This is a genomic window from Cupriavidus basilensis (genome assembly GCF_008801925.2).
Classification (GTDB): domain Bacteria; phylum Pseudomonadota; class Gammaproteobacteria; order Burkholderiales; family Burkholderiaceae; genus Cupriavidus; species Cupriavidus basilensis.
This window is the reverse complement of sequence record NZ_CP062804.1, coordinates 3,012,606-3,029,318: the sequence shown is the minus strand read 5'-3', so window position 1 is coordinate 3,029,318 and position 16,713 is coordinate 3,012,606. Positions and strand designations below refer to the sequence as shown.

The window sequence follows — 16,713 nt, the reverse complement described above, 5'->3', positions numbered from 1 at the left end:
CACGGCGCACACCACCATGCTCAACCGGCTGGAAATGCTGAGGATCTTCTGCGCGGCAGCGGAATCGGCTTCGTTCAAGGCAGCCGCGACGCGGCTGGGCACGTCGCCGCAAACCGTCACCCGCGCGGTCAAGGACCTTGAGGAAGCCGTGGGCGAGCCGCTGTTCCACCGCAACACCCGCCAGATCCGCATCACCGCCGCCGGCGAGCGCCTGGCCGAGCGCGCTCGCGCGGCGCTGGTGGATGTCGACAGCCTGTTCGCACATCCGGCCAGCCGCTCGGACACGGAGCTCAAGGGCGTCGTGCGCATTACCGCGCCGAGCACGCTTGGGCGGCAGCATCTGCTGGTGGCGCTGCGGGAGGTAGCGCTGGCGCATCCGGGCATCACGCTCGACATCCGGCTCTCGGACCAGGTCGCCGACGTGGTCGACGACGAGATCGATATCGGCCTGCGCCTCGGCATGTTCCGCGACCAGCGGCTGGTGGCACGCATGACGACGCGGGTGGGCTTCCATGTCGTGGGCACGCCGGAACTGGTGGCGCGCGTGGGCAAGCCGGCCGACCTGGCCCAACTTGCCGCGCTGCCCACCACAGGCCTGATCGACCGCAGCAGCGGTCGTGCCTGGCCGTGGTATTTCGCCCAGGGCGAGCAGTTCAATCCGCGCGCGCCAGCGTTTCTCACCGACGACCCGGAGACCGAAATGGAGGCGATTCTTTCCGGGCTCGCCTACGGTCAGTTGCCTGACTATCTCGCGCAGCCCCATCTGCGCTCGGGCCGCCTCGTCAGCGTGCTGGAGCGCTTCGCGCCCGCCCCGTGGGGTTTGTACATCTACCGCTCGCGCCGTAGCCCGGTGCCGATGCGCATCCGGCTGGTGTTCGACGCGCTGGTGGCTTACTTCGGCGACAAGGATGCCGTGCCGGCGCGCTGAGCGCGCTTCCCGCCGGCTTGAACGAGTGGACGGTGGGATGCCTGCCGCCGGGCGGGGTTAGCCGTTAGTTGTTCGCCGATAAATTCCAAAAAATGGAATACTGAAATCAAAACGTTTCCATTTTGCTGGATCGTCGCCGCCCAGATAATCACTCCCATCCGCAGGCAGCGCGCCTGCGGTTTTCCGGAGTGAACAATGAGCACGAACATCGCAAGCAAGGTTATCGTCATCACCGGCGCCAGCAGCGGGCTGGGCGAAGCCACCGCGCGTCACCTGGGCGCGGCGGGCGCCTCGCTGGTGCTGGCCGCGCGTCGCGGCGACCGCCTGGCAACCCTGGCGGCCGAGATCCGCGCCAAGGGCGGCAAGGTGGAAGTGGTGGTAGCCGACGTAAGCCGGCGCGCCGATGTCGAGGCCCTGGTGCAAAAGGCCTTGGCCAGCTTTGGCCGCATCGACGTCATGATCAACAACGCGGGCCTCATGGCCATCGCCCCCCTGAGCGAGGCCAAGGTCGAGGAATGGGAGCGCATGATCGACATCAACATCAAGGGCGTGCTGTATGGCATCGCCGCCGCGTTGCCGGTGTTCCAGAAGCAGGGCACGGGGCACTTCATCAATATTGCCTCGGTCGCGGGCGTCAAGGTGTTCAGCCCGGGCGGCACGGTGTACAGCGGCACCAAGTTCGCGGTGCGCGCCATTTCCGAAGGCTTGCGGCATGAAACCGGCGGCGCGATCCGCACCACGGTGATTTCTCCGGGGGCGGTCGATTCGGAACTTAAGCTGGGCAGCTCCCACGCGGAGAGCGCCAAGGTGGTGGGCGAGTTCTATCAGCAAGCCATCCCGGCCGATTCGGTGGCGCGCGCCATCGCCTACGCCATCGAGCAGCCGGCCGACGTGGACATCAACGAGATTGTGCTGCGCCCGACCGTGCAGGAATTCTGAGCATTGCGGGCAACAAGGCTGCGTCCCTGTGGATCAGGCCGCGCGTGGCGTCTTTCGGCTACGCATGGCCGAGGGGCGCACCTGCTGCAGGGTGCGCAGGCTCTGGATGGCATCTTCGATTGCCTCGATGCCTTGGGTGAGGCGGTCGCGCGCCTGGCCCAGCGCGGTCTGGGTCTCGGCGTCGAAGATCGCCAGGTGATCAAGCGAATCGACCTCGGCCTGCAACTGGCCGACTAGCCGTCGCAACTGCGCGGTGCTGTGTGAGGCGGTGGAACGGATTGCCATTGCGGTCTCCGGAAAGGCAGGGCGCACACTCGTAAGGTAGAACTTATGCACCGGAAAGGACAAACACTTTCTCGGCGCATACGATCGTTTTACGCGTCAAGGCAGCAGTCCGCCAGCAGGCCACCAAGTCGCCGCCAACACGCACCCAGGACAGCGCAAACAACGGCAAGGCGCGGACACTGAGCACGCCGGTGCGATGGCATGATCCTTGCCAGTTCGCGTGGCGTTTTTCCGGGCGTTCTTTAGCTAGCGGGTAGCCTAGCATGGCGCCATGCGCGCCCGATGCCGCCGGATAGCGATCAATCGGCGTGGATGTTTGCCGCTTGCGCGATCTTGCGCAGGCGTGCGATCTCGCTGGTGACGCGCGCGCGGTATTCGCTGGCGCTGCCGTACTCAGGCTCGAAGCCGTTGGCGGTCATGCTCTGCTGCAGCGCGGGATCCTTCATCATGCTGGCAATGGCGGCGTCCAGCGTCTGGCGCACCGGCGCGGGAATGCCCTTGGGCGCGACGATGGCAAACCAGGTGCTGAGCGACACGCCCGGATAGCCGCTTTCGATCGCCGTGGGCACCTGGGGCAACAGCATCGAGCGCGTGGCGCTGGTGACGGCGATGGCCTTGACCTTGCCGCCCTTGATTTGCGGCGCGGCTGCCACTACGGTATCGACCGACAGCGGGATCTGGTTGCCGATCAGGTCGGCCATGGCGGGCGCGCTGCCTTTGTACGGTACGTGCAGCAAGCCCATGCCTGTCGCCGCGTTGATCATCTCGCCCGCGAAGTGCGCGGTGGTGCCCGCGCCATAGGAGCCGTAGGACATGCCGCCCGGCGTGGCCTTGGCCTCGGCCACCAGTTGCTTGAGCGTGTCCGCCTTGACCGCCGGGTTGGCCAGCAGCACCAGCGCGGTAGAGCCGACCATGCCGAGCGGCTCGAAGCTCTTGAGCGAGTCGTAGGGCAGGCGCGAGTACGTGACCGGATTCACGGTGAACGTGGTGGCGGCACTGAGCAGCAGGGTATAGCCGTCAGGCGTGGCTTTCGCCACATAGTCGGCGCCGACGATCGTGCCCGCACCGGCCTTGTTCTCCACCACCACGGATTGCCGCAGCACTTCGCCCAGCTTGCGCGCCACCAGGCGGGCCAGCACATCGGTGGAGCCGCCCGGGGGAAACGGTACTACCAGCTTGACCGGCTTGTCCGGGTACGTCTGGGCCAGCGCAGGCCCGGCAGCCGCCAGTGCCGCGCAGGCGGCGGCACCGCCAATGATGCATCGGACCATGCCGCTGGTCTTGTCCAGCGTCCATCTTGTCATGTGCGTTGCAAGCATCTGTGTTTCCCCTTGGGTTGCGATCAATGTGGTCGATGTTGTCGAAATGGTTAATGTGGCCCGGTGCGCGGACCCTGGCCGGCGCCGCCGTGGCGGCTTACAACGCCGGGCGGATGCGCCCGGCGGCGTTGGCCTGCTCGAACAGTTGCGCGAAGGCCAGCAGCGCGCGCTCGCCGCGATACTTGCCGACGATCTGCAAGCCCACCGGCAAGCCATCGTCGGTAAAGCCGCAGGGCACCGAGATGGCAGGATGGCCGGTGATGGTGATGCGGTAGCACGAGCGCATCCAGCCGATATAGCTAGGCATCGGCACGCCTTCGATGTGCTGCGGATATTCGGTTTCAACGGCGAACGGCGTTACCTGCGACACCGGCGCGATCAGGAAATCGTAACGTGTCAGCAGGGCCTGCATGCGCGCAAACATGCGGCTGTGGGCCCGGGCGGCTTCCGCCATCGCGGCGCCGTCCTGGGCCAGGCCCAGGTCGATGTTCCAGCGCACGGTTTCCTTCATCTGTTCGCCATGCTCGGCGCGCGCCGCGCCGTAGTTGGTGGCGAATGCCAGCGCGCGCAGCACCTCGAATGCGTGGTCGGCTCCGCTGAAATCCGGCTCCGCCTCGTCCACCGTGCAGCCCAGCGCCTGGCACTGGCGAATCCCCTCCTGCAGCATGCGGCTCACCGCCGGCTCGAACGGCAGCCCGCCGAGCGTCGGGCTGACCGCTACGCGCAGGCCCTTGCCATCGATCCGGGGCAGGGTGGCGAAATCGCTGGCGTCGGCAGCGATTGCCAGCGGGTCGGCCGGATCGTCGCCGGCCAGCACGCTGAACATCAGCGCCACATCCGCCACTGAGCGGCCCATCGGCCCGCCCACCGTGAGCGTGTTGAAGGCATGGTTGGCCGGCGTCATCGGCACGCGGCCGATCGACGCTCGCAAGCCCACCACGTTGCAGAAGCTGGCCGGGTTGCGCAGCGAACCGCCCATGTCCGAGCCATCGGCCAGCGCAACCATGCCCGCGGCCAGCGCCGCCGCGCTGCCACCACTGCTGCCACCCGCCGAGACATCCTGGCGGTAAGGGTTGCGCGTAGCGCCGAACACCGCGTTGAAGGTGTGCGAGCCCGCGCCGAACTCCGGCAGGTTGGTCTTGCCCAGCATGATGGCACCCGCCGCCCGCTGGCGCGCCACCACCGCACTGTCCTGCGCCGGCACGAAATCCCGGTACACGGCGGAGCCAAAGGTCGTGCGCACGCCTGCGCTCAGGAAGGAATCCTTGTGCGCCACCGGCAGGCCAAACAGCGGCCCGGGCACGGCGCCGCGCGCCAGCGCCGTGTCGGCCGCATCGGCCGCTGCCCGTGCCTCGTCGAAGGTGGTGGTGACGATGGCGTTGATGGCCGGGTTGACGCGCTGGATGCGCGCGATATGCGCGTCAACCACTTCGCGCACGCCGAGTTCGCGGGTGCGGATGGCGCGGGCCATTTCCACGGCGCCCAGGTAGCAGATGTCTTCCATGAGGTTACGGTCTCCTTGCTTCGCTTTGCATTCTGTTGGCATCCCGCTGCCGCTCGCTCGCTTGCCTGCGCGGCCGGGGCATGGCGTAACGATAACGGCAGCCGGGCCGGGTCCGGCAAAATGCGTGTCGCAATGCCAACAGCATTTCCGGGTTCAGCCTGTCAGTCCACGCCCGCCAGTGGCGTGGCCCAGCGCACTAGCCGCACCGCGGCGGTGCCGTTTGCGCGAGAAGCTGCCGCTCAGGCAGCGCCGCATGGCATTTCGGCACCATTGGTGCTCCGGCCGGTCAGAAAGCTGCTTTCTAAAATCAGCAAGGCAAGCGTAGGCCAGGCTTATCATTGCGCAAAGGCCGGTGCGCAATGGCAGCGCGCTGCCTGTCCCTCTCATGCAAAGACACGCTTGCCAGAAGCACAACCATGAAGCTCACATCGATCCACGCGGTACCGCTGGCCTATTTCCTTGAAGTGGCAGAGCGCGGATCGCTCAGCGCGGCCTCTGTCTCGTTGCATGTCGCGGTATCGGCTATCAGCCGGCAGGTGGCCCGGCTCGAAGCGGAACTCGGTACGGCGCTCTTTGAGCGCGAGCCGCGCGGCATGCGCCTGACCGAAGCCGGACTGGTGGTGCAGCAGTACGGACGCCGCGCCTTCCTCGACGCGCAGACCCTGCAGGCCGATCTCCAGGGCTTGCTTAGCGTGGCGCACAGCAAAGTCAGGCTGGCCTGCACTGACGGCTTTGCGCGGGACTACATGCCTTACGCGATGGCGCTGTTCCAGCGCCGTTTTCCCGGCGTGAGCTTTTCGCTTGAAGTCTGCGCGCCCGCGGTCGCCACGCGTATGGTCCGCGAGGGCACGGTGGACCTGGCGCTGACCTTCGCCATTGCGGCCCAGGAAGGCATCGAAGTCGCCTATTCGGAAGCCGCGCCGGTCTATGCCTATGTAGCGCGCAAGCATCCGCTGGCCGCGCTCAAGCGCGCCAGCCTGAAGGAGGTGGTGGCGTATCCGCTGGCGCTGCCCAGCGAGACCAACACTATCCGGCAACTGTTCGACCTGGCCTGCGGCGTGGAAGGGCTACGCCCGCGCATATTGCTTAGCAGCAATTCGCTGAGCGCGTTGGTGGGCTACCAGGCATACACGGACGCGGTGTACCTGACGGGTTCCCTGGCGGTGCGCAACAACCTGCGCGCGGAGCGGCGCGTGCTGGTGCCGATTGCCAGCCGCGCCATGCAGCAGCGCGCGCTGCAGGTACAGACCATGGCGGGGCGCCACCTGCCGCCGGCGGTGCGCGCGTTCGTCGAATGGCTAGCCGAGGACATCGCCGGGCGGCGCCGCGCCGTGCCGGACCAGCCGGCACGCCGGCGCGCGGGCCAGCCTCAGGCATGAAACGCCGGCACGGTTTCAGTGCTTAACCCGTCAGCAATCTTGTCGGCGAGTAACCGTACTTTGGATTTGCCGTGCCCGCTGCCTATGATGGAGAGATGTATCCGTAGCACCAAGCTGGCGGGTGCGGATCATAGCCAGCGGCCATCGCGCCAAGGAGGGCGGACATGTCAAACCACACCTACAAACTGGTCGAGATCGTAGGCTCGTCGCCGGACGGCTGCGACGCGGCGATCCGTAGCGCCATCGAGAAGGCGAGCGAGACCATCAAGCATATCGACTGGTTCGAAGTGGTTGAGACACGCGGGCACATCGCGGACGGCAAGGTCGCGCACTTCCAGGTCACGCTGAAGATTGGGTTTCGCGTGAGCTGAGCTGCGCGGCATCGTCCGCGTGGCGATACAACTGGTTCAGCGCCACGTCGGGCGCGTCGCGCAGGAAGGCGAGCATCTTGTCGATGAACGGCGCATTGGCGGAGCGCGGCACTTGCCGTACCCAGCGGATGGCCTCCTGTTCCTGGCCGCATAGCGCCAGCGCGCGGGCGTAGTTGAACTGGCCGCGAAAATCGCCGCCTTCGGCGGCGCGGCGGTAGTAGTCCATTGCCACGGCCGCGTTGCGTTCTACTTCCCAGCCGTCCTCGTAGAAGCCGCCCACGATATTGAGCGACTTGGCGTGCCCCATGTCGGCGGCCAGCAGATACCAGTCGAGCGCTTGCGAGCGGCTGGCGGCAATGCCGCGGCCAAGCACCAGCGCGGTTGCCAGGTTGTACATGCCCCAGTCGGAGCCGCGCTGCGCCGCGAGCGTGTACCACTGCGCTGCCGCGTGATCGTCCTGCGGCGTGCCCCAGGCGTTTTCGTAGCAGCGGCCAGTCATGTTCGAGGCCCCGGCATGACCGGCGTGCGCGGCGTGCTTGAACCATGCGAAGGCGCGGGCTTCGTCGCGCTCGACGCCGTGGCCTGCGAGAAACCACTGGCCGAGAATCATCTGCGCATCGAGGTTGCCTTGCACGGCGGCGCCGCCCAGCCAGGGCAGCGCCAGGTGTGGCGGCTCGCGCAGCTTGTCGGCCAGGCCGTTGGGGCCAAGCTGGTCAAGCTCTCCGGGAGAGGCGATGCGGAATGGGAGTGTGGCCAGTGCGTCCAGTGTTTCCGGTGTTTCCATACGGGGCGATAAAGTGAAAACGGCACACCGTGCCGTGAAGGGGGTGTGCCGTGTGCGGGCTGGGCGGTCAGCAAGACCGCCCGGCTGCGCAGGGTTTGCCGAGCGCTTGCCGCCGCTTAATAGCGCACGTTGAGGCTCAGGACACCGGAGCGTCCGGGAGCGATCGATGCGTAGTGGCTGGCGTAGGCCTGGTTGTAATAGACCTTGTCGGCCAGGTTGAACACATTGAGCTGCACCGCCACGTTCTTGTTGATGCGATACGAGGCCATCGCATCAAAGCGCCAGTACGAGGGCACCCACTTGTTGGTGGCTTCGCTGCCCCACACCTTGGAGACGTAGTACGCACCGCCGCCTACCGTGAGGTTGGGGATGATCTGATACGTGCTCCACACGCTGAAGCTGTCCGCCGGCGTGTTGGGGAAGGACTGGCCATCGGTCGCGCCGAAAGCAACGCCGGTACCGCCGTTCTTGCGCAGCTCGCTCTTCAGGTGGGTATAGCCGCCGAACACGGCCCATTTGTCGGTCACGTTGCCGGAGAAGCCGAGTTCCACGCCATCCACCCGCTTGTCGCCGCCCATCACCGCGGTGCCGTCCTGCTGCGTGATGCGCGCATTGGTGGTTTCCACGCGGAAGATCGCCGCCGTCAGTGCCAGGCGCTTGCGCAGCACGTCCCACTTGGTGCCGATTTCGAAGGAGCGGTTCTTCTCGGGGGCGAGCTGGTCGCCACGGTTGCCGGCACGGTCCGGCGCCAATGCGTTACCGTCGCTGCCCTGCGCCAGGAAGGAGCCGGCCGGGGTCGACGAGGTGCCGTAGGAGACGTAGAAGCTGGCGTTGTCCACCGGCTTGTACACCACGCCCAACTGGTAGTTGAACAGGTTGTCGTCACGCGAGTACTCGGCGCGGGTGCCATTGGCGGCGCGGGCGGCCTGGAACTCGGTGCTGTAGCGGTCAAAGCGCACGCCGGCATTGAGCAGCCACTGCTTGTTCAGCTCGATCGAGTCGAAGGCGTAGACCGAGCTGGTGTTGGTCTTCGAGTTGGTCGGGTTGTTCACGCGGCTGATGGCGCCCGCCCATGGGTCGTTGGGGTTCGGGTTGTAGAGCGTGGTGCAGTTGTAGCCGCCGGCAGCGCCCGGGCCGCTCGGGCAGCGGTTGCTGCCGGTCGCGACGTTGTAGCTGTCGTTCTCGCTCTTTTCCTGCGCGAACTCCACGCCGAAGGCGTACTTGTGCTTGATCGCGCCGGTGGCGAACTCGCCCGACAGGTCGGTCTGGTTGGCAATGGTATTGGCGGTGGCCACACGCGTATTGGTGCGGCGCCAGATCATGCCGTAGTACAGATTGCCCTGGCTGTCGTCCGGCTGGGTCCAGATGTAGTCCTGGCTGGTCTTGGCAATACGGGTCTGGTTGCGGAACTTGAGCGCGGGGCTGAAATCGTGCTCGAAGCGGATGGTACCCATGTCGGCCTTGTCCTTGCGGAAGTCGCGATCGGACAAGCCGTAGTAGGTGTTGCGCGGCACGTTCACCGGCGAGCCGTCGCCGGCAACGCTCAGGCGCGGGCGGCCGTCGGTGCGGGGATTGAAGGTGGGGTTGTTGTACGGGATGCCGGTGTCGGGGATATCGTCCGACTGCATGTGGTAGTAGGACAGCGTCAGGCGCGTGTCGGTACCCAGGCCGAAGGCCACGGAGGGAGCAAAGCCCCAGCGATTCTGGTGCGTGGTATCGCGCCCGGCGACGCCGGCATCGTGATACATGGCATTCAGGCGGAAGGCCGCGTGGTCGGCGAACTTCCAGTTGCCGTCGACCGTGGCGCGCTTGTAGTCCGCATTGCCGACGCCGATGTTGCCTTCGGCGAAGCTGGTCAGCTTGGGCGCCTTGCTGACGATATTGATGCTGCCGCCGGCCGAGCCGCGGCCGTCGTAGGCGCCGGCCGGGCCCTTGGTAACCTCGACGGATTCGACGTTGAACAGCTCGCGGCTTTGCGAGCCGATGTCGCGGAAGCCATCCAGGAAGGTGCTGGCCTGCGCATCGTAGCCACGGATAAAGGGCCGGTCGCCAACCGGGTTGCCGCCTTCGCCGGCGCCGAAGGAGATGCCGGGTACCGTACGCAGCACATCGCTAAGGCTGGTCGAGCCGGTGCTCTGGATCACTTCCTGCGGAATGATGGTGATCGACTTGGGTGTATCGAGCAGGGCGGCGGGCGTCTTGATCGACGATGCGGTGTCGGCCTTGAAGCCGCTTTCGTTGGCGCCACTGACGGTTACCGCGGGCAATTCCGCGGCGGCAACGGTGGTGCCGGCCGATTGGGCAGCCACCGGTGCGGCTGCTACCGCCATGCCAAGGGCACCGGAAAGGCGCGGGATGACGTTATGTTTCTTGTTCTTCCGGACGACAAAAGCGGTCTGCACGAATTTCCCCGATTTCTTGAATGATGTTGCGAATGAGAGGAATTATCATTTGTGTTCCATATGTCAGTCAAGACATACATCCATAGCGTCTGTAGCGAAAACGTTACATCTCGGGATTCGGGGCATGGGAATACATGCCGTGGCACGCGCGGCTCCCGCGTGCCACGGCGGTGGCCAACTTCGGCTCAGTAGCGCAGGTTGACGTTGAAAACGGCGGCGCGCCCGGGCGCAATCGATGCGTAGTGCGCCGGGTAGGCCTGGTTGTAATAGACCTTGTCGGCGAGGTTCATCACGTTGAGCTGCTGCGTCACGTTCTTGTTCAACTGGTAGGCCGCCATGGCGTCGAAGAAAGGGCCGGCCGCCAACCGGGTTGCCGCCTTCGCCCGCGCCAAATGCAATGCCGGGCACGGTGCGCCGTCACCTATTCAAACTGGTAGGAGTAAGTTGCGTTCAGGCGCGGTGACCGGCGCGCGGCATTGGTCGGCTTGTCGCCAACCGGCTGCGCCACCGAGACATCCAGCGTGTAGTAGCGCCGGTCCGAGAAGCGCAGGCCGATGGCCACCGACTGCAGCGTGCGGTGCACCAGCGACAAACTGTTCGAGTACACGCGCGCCATGTCTGTCAGCACGTAAGGCTGCACGGTCTTCAGGTAGGTCAGGCCAGGCGTAAAGAGGCGGTTGATCTCAGCCGACGCGCCCCAGCCCTTGTCGCCCGCCACCTCGCCAGCCGGATAGCCGAGCCCGAAGAAGCGGCCGCCAAAGCTGATCTGCTCGCTCGACGCCAGGCGCTGCCCGCTGTACTGGCCCGCCGCGGATACCGCCACGCCGAAGCCCCAGGGCAAGTCGGTGGCCTGCGACACCACCAGCCGGCTGCGCACGAAGTCCAGGTCGTTGACGTTGTTCTCACGGCTCGCGCCAAGCGCGTTCATGCCTTTGTAGACGCCTAGCGTGGCGCTGCGGGTCTGGCCTTCCTGCCGCTGCACGTAGGCGAGTTCCGCGCTCAGCACGCGCACATGGGTGGTCAGCGCGATCTGGCTGCCCGTGCCCGACTGCGTATAGCGCTCGAACTGGTCGTTGGCATAGAGGCCGCCGGTAGCCGTGAGCGAGTGCGCGTTGTTGAGGATCACCGGATAGCTGAGCGTGCCGCCGAGGCGCTTGGTATCGTTCACGTAGCGCGTATCGAAGCCGATCTGCGCCAGCGTGCCGTTCTGCGGCACGCCACGGTAATGCGAGGCGCTCAGGCGGGCCATCATGCCCTCGGTGCCGATCGGCTGGCCGTAGCTGGCGACGTAGTACTCCTCGTGGTCCGGGCCCCGGGGCGCCAGTGCGGAGACCGATATCTGTTCGCCCAGCGGCGTCAGGCTGTTGGTGGTGGCGGTGAAGATGCCGCGCACGCTCGGATCCTTGTAATCCAGGCCCATGCCAAACGTAAAAGGCTTGCGCTTGACCTCGAGCACCATCTCGCAGGCGCCGTCCGTGGTCTGTGGCGGCTGCACGGTTGCGGCCACCTGCACGCCGGGCTGCAGCGCCAGCACGTTGACGTAATGCTCGAAGGTCTCGCGGCGCAGCGGCTGGTCCTGCATCAATTGCTCTGCAATGGCGCGCAGGCGGCCTTCGGCCGGGCCCGCTTCGCCGCGGATCGTGATGGTGGAAACATGGCCCTCCACCACCGTGACCAGCACATTGCCATTTTCGAAGCTCTGCGTCGGGACAAAGGCGAAGGACAGCGGAAAGCCGCGTTGCTGGTACATCTGGGTGACTTCATTCGCCACCGCCAGCAGCTGGCCCACCGTGATTTCCTTGCCGGCCAGCGGTGCGAACTTGGCTGCGATCTCCGCGAATGGGATCGCCTTCACGCCTTCGATCTGGAATCGCTGCGGCGTGAGCTTGCTGGTGAGCAGGTTTTGCAGCGCGGAGTCCGGGCGTTCGACCTGCACGGTGACATTGCTCTCGGGCGGGCGCGCGGGCGCGATGCTAGGCAAGGTTTGCGTGGGATCGCCCAGGATCGGGCTGCGTGGCTCCGCAAGGACACTGTTGCAGGCGCCGATGCCGAGCAGCAGCGTGGCAACACGCAGGTGTGTGTGCGTCATGGTAATACCCCTGGATCCGTAAAAATCAGCATGCGGCTTTAACGCGCTGTGCCAATGACGCCAGGGGTGCCGCTACCCTTGGCGCTGCTGCGTGGCCGATCGCGTTCTCTTTTAAAAGGGGCGCGTCGAACGCGCCCCTTTTTTAATTCTTACATGCAGGCGCATGAAGCGCGAAGCATGTATTGCCTGCTTGACACTTAGCGTTTGCCGCCGAGGCCGCCCAGCAAGCCACTCACGAGGCCGGTAACCGGCGCCAGGGCGTTGTTGCCCGAGCCGCTGCCGCTGCTCGCGCCATTGCCGCCATTGCCGCCGGTGACGCCCGCGACGATGCCGGTAACCGGTGCCAGCACATTGCCTGCGCCGCCACCCGAGGCACCGCCGGCTGCGCCGGCAACCGTGCTCACCACGCCGCTGACCAGGTTGGTGACAGGCGCGAGCGGGCTGCTTGCGCTACCGCCACCCAGGCCGCCGGTGAGCCCACCGGTCAGGCCGCTGACCAGATTGGTGACAGGTGCGAGCGGGCTGCTTGCGCTACCACCGCCCAGGCCGCCGGTGAGTCCGCCCGTCAGGCCGCTGACCAGATTGGTGACAGGTGCGAGCGGGCTGCTTGCGCTACCACCACCCAGGCCGCCGGTGAGCCCACCGGTCAGGCCGCTGACCAGACTGGTGACGGGCGCCAGCGGGCCGCTTGCGCTACCACCAGTCAGTCCACCCGTGAGGCCGCCCAGCAGGCCCGTGACCGGCGCCAGCGGGTTGCCGGTACCCGTGCCGCTCGGGTTGTAGACCACGCCGCCAAGCGCGGCCACCGTGCTGCCCGCACCGGCGACGATGCCGCCCACGCCCGATACCACCGGCGTGTTGGTCTGCTTGATCGTGTTGCCCGCCGTGGCCAGGCCGCCGCCAAGCGTCGCCAGCAGGTTGTTGACCGGAGCACCCAGGCCGGTGGCAGCGCCGAGCGTCTGCGTGGTGCTGGTGAGTTGCGAGGTGAGCGGCACGATGAGCTTGCTGACGCCGCCGGTGAGTTGCTCCACGGGGCCGGTCGAGAGGGCCGTGCCGAGCTGGGCGCCCGCGCCATTGACCGCGGTGCCGAGTTGCGAAACCAGTGAGCCCACCGGCGTGGTGACGGCTGCCAGGGGCGACAGCGGACCGCTGCCCAGGCCACTGACGAGCGCGCCGGCATTGGTCACGGCATTGCCCACCTGGCTGACCGCGCCGCCGGTGCTAGCCACCGTGGTGCCCAGCGGGTTGGTGGCGTTAGGGATGTTGCCCAGGCCGTTTTGCACGCCGTTGCCAAGCGTGCTGACCGCGGCGCCGAGTGAGCCGACCACGCCGCCCAGGCCATCCTTGGATTGGGTCGAGAGAATCGGCAGGTTGGTGTTCTTGATCTGCGTGCCGAGATCGCTCACCACGTTGCCGGCCGAGGTCACGATGCCACCCGCCTGATTGACGATCTTGCTGGTCGGCGTCAGCGCGGCCGTGTTGCCACCGTTATTGCCGCCATTGTTACCGCCGTTATTGCCACCGTTATTGCCACCGTTGTTCCCGCCATTGTTGCCACCGTTGTTGCCGCCGTTGCTGCCACCACCCGTGCCGGCGTTGGTGCCCCCACCGGTACCGGTGCCGCCGGTGGTGCCTGCGCTGGTACCGCCGCCATTGCTGGTGCCCGCACCACTGCCGGTATCCATGGACGTTGTGCCGCCACCGCTGGCGCAACCGCCGAGTGCCAACAGCGAGCCGAGCAATGCCGTGATGAGAATCTGTTGAGTCCGCATGACCTTTTCCTTTTTTTCTTCCCGTCGTGAAATCACGGAGCGCGTGGCGCATGCCGTGTTGTCACTGCATTGCGCAAAGGGTGTGCCAGTGCGTGCCCGCATGCCGCCGGCGCGCGGGCGGACGCCGGATAAAAACGCGCCAAGCCTTGCCACGCTTGGGTTTGAAGAGGATGAGACATAGCCGGGAAAGGACCAGACATGCGCGCGCTGTGCGGTGTTTCGGTGTTACGCGTTACGTAACGCCGTGGCGCCCATACGGAACAACGCGGCCCTGTTCCCTGTGCCGCGGCCGCATGCCAAGCGTGTCGGCAACGTTTGGGCAGACAGTGCGTGCGCGGCTGCGCGTCGGGAACATCTAGGGGGGAACACGTTACGTAGCACGTAACACGCCGCGCGGCACGGGGCGGCCTTGTTGTGCAACGTGACGCGTGACTAGCTCATGCTCGCCATCCCGCGTCAAACAACGGTTTGCGCCGCGGTGCCAGGGTGGATGGACTGCCGTGCCGACAGCGTGCCATGCGGGTGGCACGCAGCTTGCGGTATTGACTCCCGACAAGCGCGGCGCACAGCGCGGCGCGGAGCAAACGCCCTAGTCGTATTGCGATCCGCGCTCAAGGCTTCGCATGCATCGTCCAAGAGCCAATTCGATTGCAGTTCCAAAGGAGAACCTTCCGCGAGGAAGACCAGGAGATCCCATGAAAGCGCATTTCGCCCCGATGTCATCCGTGACCCTCGCCTGCGCGGCCGCACTGTTGCTGCTGGCAGGTTGCTCCTCAGGCGGCTCCGGCAGCGGCGCCAGCCCCAGCGCAGTCACGCCGACCACGCCCCCTCCGAACACGCCGGCTGCGACGCCCGACACCACGCCTACCGCCAAGGTCACGGAAGGCGTGGGCAATACGGTGGTGGCAGCGGGCAATGCGGTGAGCGATATCGGCAAGCAGATCCAGGCTGCGCAAGTGCCGCTCCTGCCGGACGCCACGCGCAACGCGCTCGGCGGCGTAGTCGTAAACGCGGGTAACACGGTCGGTGCGCTAGGCGTGGGTGTGCGCGACGGCCTTGGCAAGATGGGCGCAGTTACCGATCCGCTTGGCATCACCGTGTCCAGCACGGGCAACGTGGTGCAGAAAGCCGGCGTCACGGTATCGAGCGCGGGCGATCTCGTGAGCAGCCTCGGCACCGGGCAACTGGCGCCGCTAGGCGCGGTGACCACGCCCGTGGGTGGCCTGGTCAATCAGGTTGGCGGCGCGGTGACGATGGCCGGCGGCAAGCTCGGCGAGGCGCTCTCGACCGGCCCCGTGGCGCAGGTCACGGGCAGCGTGAGCAAGGTGATCGTGCCGCTGACCACGCAGGTCACCACCGTTGCCCAAACGGTTGGCGGCGCCACCGGCCTTGGCGCGCCGCTGGACAAGCTGCTGGCAACCCTTGGCAACTCCGTGGCCAGCGGCGGCAGCTTGCTGACCAATGCCCAGGCCCCGTTGGTCTCCAGCCTCGGCGGTGTCGTGACCGAAGCCGGCAAGACCGTCGCGGGGACCGGCGTGCTGGTGCACGGCAACGGCACCGGCGGCAATCCGCTTGGCGGGCTGCTCAACAACCTGCCCCTGGGCGGCATTGCGGGCGGTTCCAGCTCGGGCACGGGCGCAGGCACTGCAGGCGTGCTGGCACCCGTGACCGGCTTGCTTGCCGGCGTGACGGGCGGCGCTTCCGCGGGCACGGGCACTGCCGGCGCACTGGGGCCCCTGGCCGGTTTGCTGGCACCGGTGACGGGTGTGCTGAGCGGCGCGCGCAACGCCGCAGCGGGCGCGGCTTCGACGACATCGAGCACGCCGAACACGCCGGCGCTGACCAATCTGCTCGGCGGCCTGGCTCGTTGATTGTTGATCTGAATACGTCGAGTACGTCGAATAAGTCGAATAAGTCTTTACGGTGCGCAGTCGTCCTTACCCCGCGGCTGCGCATCCTTTTACATCACACCGCGCCACATGGCTCACCCGAACGGGTGTGGTACTTGACGCGATTAGAACGTTTGCTCTTTAAAAAGACACTGTTTTCAAACGGACGTCAGCCACTATGCTGAGACAACTATAACTCCAAGGGGGGGTATGGTTGATACATGGCTTTGATCTATAAATTCTTCACCAGCGTTACTGCTCGGTACTAGCCTGGCCACAAGAGCGAGGCGGTGTCGGAGGGGTAAGCGGACGCTGTGTGATGAAATAAATCAAAAACGGAGTGACATCATGAAAAACGCTTTGGCACGCTTTCTTCGGGACGAACAAGGAGCAACTGCAATCGAGTACGGGTTAATTGCAGGCTTGATTGCGATGGGCATGATTGTTGGTGCCACCGCACTTGGTAACAACCTTTCGACGAGCTTTTCCAACCTCGGAGCAAGGATCCTCGCGCTCCTTCCTGCCGCCTGACAGAGTGGTGGCAATTGCCGCACTCTTCTGCGCGGTAACCATCTGGACCGACCTAGCTTATCGGAAAGTACCCAATGCCGTGCTGGCAGCCACCCTGGTGGCTGTCTGCCTGATGCTGCTGTTCGGGCATATTCCTGAGCCGGGACTGGCTTCGCGCGTATTTGGGTTTGCGATTGGCTTGCTGGTCATGTTGCCGGTCTATGCGCTGGGGCGCATGGGTGCGGGTGACGTCAAGTTCTTCGCGATAGCGGGTTTGTTCACCGGCCCAATGGGGTTGGTGACGGTATGGGTCGTCGGCAGCCTGCTGGCGCTTGCGCATGCATTGCTGGTGCGCATGCAAGCCGGCACGGTCTGGGCTGTATGGCGAGACCATTTCGCAAGCTTGCTGCACCGAGGAGTCGGCATGAGCGTCCCCAGTGCGGCTCGCCATACAGCGGAGGAGCGCGGTATTCCGTACGCCGCGTACCTTGCGATCGGCTTGCTGGTCTGGATGATTTTGGGAAGGTAGCGGGCGACGGGCT

16 protein-coding genes are annotated in these 16,713 nt (G+C 65.9%); 8 read left to right on the top strand and 8 right to left on the bottom strand.

The annotated features are described in order from the left end of the window. Positions 1 to 16 precede the first annotated feature (16 nt). Both F7R26_RS34405 and F7R26_RS34400 read left to right on the top strand, forming a co-directional pair. Positions 17 to 928, top strand: coding sequence for a LysR family transcriptional regulator (locus tag F7R26_RS34405; protein ID WP_150991576.1), 912 nt, complete (start codon positions 17 to 19; stop codon positions 926 to 928). Between the two features lie 195 nt (positions 929 to 1,123). Next, entirely contained in the window at positions 1,124 to 1,867 is a 744-nt protein-coding gene (locus tag F7R26_RS34400; protein ID WP_150991573.1) for an SDR family oxidoreductase, read from the top strand. A gap of 33 nt (positions 1,868 to 1,900) precedes the next feature. On the opposite strand, the gene F7R26_RS34395 is transcribed toward F7R26_RS34400, so the two are convergent. The 3 genes from F7R26_RS34395 to F7R26_RS34385 form a co-directional block, all read right to left on the bottom strand. Further along, positions 1,901 to 2,152, bottom strand: a complete 252-nt coding sequence (locus F7R26_RS34395; RefSeq protein WP_006163098.1) for a hypothetical protein — start codon at positions 2,150 to 2,152, stop codon at positions 1,901 to 1,903. 299 nt (positions 2,153 to 2,451) lie between these two features. Continuing rightward, positions 2,452 to 3,456: a Bug family tripartite tricarboxylate transporter substrate binding protein gene (locus F7R26_RS34390; RefSeq protein ID WP_241754648.1), complete on the bottom strand. Its 1,005-nt coding sequence runs from the start codon at positions 3,454 to 3,456 to the stop codon at positions 2,452 to 2,454. 112 nt (positions 3,457 to 3,568) lie between these two features. Beyond that, entirely contained in the window at positions 3,569 to 4,975 is a 1,407-nt protein-coding gene (locus F7R26_RS34385) for an amidase (protein ID WP_241754647.1), read from the bottom strand. Positions 4,976 to 5,391: 416 nt separating this feature from the next. Here F7R26_RS34385 and F7R26_RS34380 point away from each other — a divergent pair, with 416 nt between their 5' ends. Further along, the gene (locus tag F7R26_RS34380) at positions 5,392 to 6,354 is read left to right on the top strand and encodes a LysR family transcriptional regulator (RefSeq protein ID WP_150991564.1); all 963 of its coding nucleotides are present in this window, start codon (positions 5,392 to 5,394) and stop codon (positions 6,352 to 6,354) included. A 164-nt stretch (positions 6,355 to 6,518) separates the two neighbouring features. Continuing rightward, on the top strand, positions 6,519 to 6,725 hold the full coding sequence (locus F7R26_RS34375) for a dodecin (protein WP_150991561.1): 207 nt from the start codon (positions 6,519 to 6,521) through the stop codon (positions 6,723 to 6,725). On the opposite strand, the gene F7R26_RS34370 is transcribed toward F7R26_RS34375, so the two are convergent. The 5 genes from F7R26_RS34370 to F7R26_RS34350 form a co-directional block, all read right to left on the bottom strand. Then, positions 6,694 to 7,509: a tetratricopeptide repeat protein gene (locus F7R26_RS34370; RefSeq protein WP_241754646.1), complete on the bottom strand. Its 816-nt coding sequence runs from the start codon at positions 7,507 to 7,509 to the stop codon at positions 6,694 to 6,696. The genes F7R26_RS34375 and F7R26_RS34370 overlap by 32 nt on opposite strands. Positions 7,510 to 7,625: 116 nt before the next feature. Further along, the gene (locus F7R26_RS34365) at positions 7,626 to 9,839 is read right to left on the bottom strand and encodes a TonB-dependent receptor (protein ID WP_193692212.1); all 2,214 of its coding nucleotides are present in this window, start codon (positions 9,837 to 9,839) and stop codon (positions 7,626 to 7,628) included. A 257-nt stretch (positions 9,840 to 10,096) separates the two neighbouring features. Next, entirely contained in the window at positions 10,097 to 10,276 is a 180-nt protein-coding gene (locus F7R26_RS34360) for a TonB-dependent receptor (RefSeq protein WP_150991555.1), read from the bottom strand. A gap of 56 nt (positions 10,277 to 10,332) precedes the next feature. Then, positions 10,333 to 12,000, bottom strand: a complete 1,668-nt coding sequence (locus F7R26_RS34355) for a ShlB/FhaC/HecB family hemolysin secretion/activation protein (protein ID WP_150991552.1) — start codon at positions 11,998 to 12,000, stop codon at positions 10,333 to 10,335. Between the two features lie 197 nt (positions 12,001 to 12,197). Then, positions 12,198 to 13,772: a collagen-like triple helix repeat-containing protein gene (locus F7R26_RS34350; RefSeq protein WP_150991549.1), complete on the bottom strand. Its 1,575-nt coding sequence runs from the start codon at positions 13,770 to 13,772 to the stop codon at positions 12,198 to 12,200. Between F7R26_RS34350 and F7R26_RS34345 the strand changes: the two genes are divergently transcribed. The 4 genes from F7R26_RS34345 to F7R26_RS34330 all read left to right on the top strand — a co-directional run bounded on the left by F7R26_RS34345 (position 13,771) and on the right by F7R26_RS34330 (position 16,700). Next, positions 13,771 to 13,953: a hypothetical protein gene (locus F7R26_RS34345; RefSeq protein WP_150991546.1), complete on the top strand. Its 183-nt coding sequence runs from the start codon at positions 13,771 to 13,773 to the stop codon at positions 13,951 to 13,953. The genes F7R26_RS34350 and F7R26_RS34345 overlap by 2 nt on opposite strands. Before the next feature lie 514 nt (positions 13,954 to 14,467). Continuing rightward, complete coding sequence (locus F7R26_RS34340) at positions 14,468 to 15,643, top strand: collagen-like triple helix repeat-containing protein (protein WP_150991544.1); 1,176 nt, start codon at positions 14,468 to 14,470, stop codon at positions 15,641 to 15,643. Positions 15,644 to 16,009: 366 nt separating this feature from the next. Beyond that, a complete protein-coding gene (locus tag F7R26_RS34335) occupies positions 16,010 to 16,192 on the top strand; it encodes a Flp family type IVb pilin (protein WP_150991541.1) in 183 nt (60 codons plus the stop codon). Positions 16,193 to 16,199: 7 nt separating this feature from the next. Continuing rightward, entirely contained in the window at positions 16,200 to 16,700 is a 501-nt protein-coding gene (locus F7R26_RS34330) for an A24 family peptidase (protein ID WP_241754645.1), read from the top strand. Positions 16,701 to 16,713 lie beyond the last annotated feature (13 nt).

Excerpts from the sequence above, each read along its gene's own strand:
- F7R26_RS34380 (WP_150991564.1), top strand. The coding sequence starts at position 5,392 with ATGAAGCTCACATCGATCCACGCGGTACCGCTGGCCTATTTCCTTGAA.
- F7R26_RS34365 (WP_193692212.1), bottom strand. The coding sequence starts at position 9,839 with ATGGCGGTAGCAGCCGCACCGGTGGCTGCCCAATCGGCCGGCACCACC.
- F7R26_RS34400 (WP_150991573.1), top strand. The coding sequence starts at position 1,124 with ATGAGCACGAACATCGCAAGCAAGGTTATCGTCATCACCGGCGCCAGC.
- F7R26_RS34340 (WP_150991544.1), top strand. The coding sequence starts at position 14,468 with ATGAAAGCGCATTTCGCCCCGATGTCATCCGTGACCCTCGCCTGCGCG.
- F7R26_RS34385 (WP_241754647.1), bottom strand. The coding sequence starts at position 4,975 with ATGGAAGACATCTGCTACCTGGGCGCCGTGGAAATGGCCCGCGCCATC.
- F7R26_RS34370 (WP_241754646.1), bottom strand. The coding sequence starts at position 7,509 with ATGGAAACACCGGAAACACTGGACGCACTGGCCACACTCCCATTCCGC.
- F7R26_RS34375 (WP_150991561.1), top strand. The coding sequence starts at position 6,519 with ATGTCAAACCACACCTACAAACTGGTCGAGATCGTAGGCTCGTCGCCG.
- F7R26_RS34350 (WP_150991549.1), bottom strand. The coding sequence starts at position 13,772 with ATGCGGACTCAACAGATTCTCATCACGGCATTGCTCGGCTCGCTGTTG.
- F7R26_RS34390 (WP_241754648.1), bottom strand. The coding sequence starts at position 3,456 with ATGACAAGATGGACGCTGGACAAGACCAGCGGCATGGTCCGATGCATC.
- F7R26_RS34355 (WP_150991552.1), bottom strand. The coding sequence starts at position 12,000 with ATGACGCACACACACCTGCGTGTTGCCACGCTGCTGCTCGGCATCGGC.
- F7R26_RS34335 (WP_150991541.1), top strand. The coding sequence starts at position 16,010 with ATGAAAAACGCTTTGGCACGCTTTCTTCGGGACGAACAAGGAGCAACT.
- F7R26_RS34345 (WP_150991546.1), top strand. The coding sequence starts at position 13,771 with ATGACCTTTTCCTTTTTTTCTTCCCGTCGTGAAATCACGGAGCGCGTG.
- F7R26_RS34395 (WP_006163098.1), bottom strand. The coding sequence starts at position 2,152 with ATGGCAATCCGTTCCACCGCCTCACACAGCACCGCGCAGTTGCGACGG.
- F7R26_RS34405 (WP_150991576.1), top strand. The coding sequence starts at position 17 with ATGCTCAACCGGCTGGAAATGCTGAGGATCTTCTGCGCGGCAGCGGAA.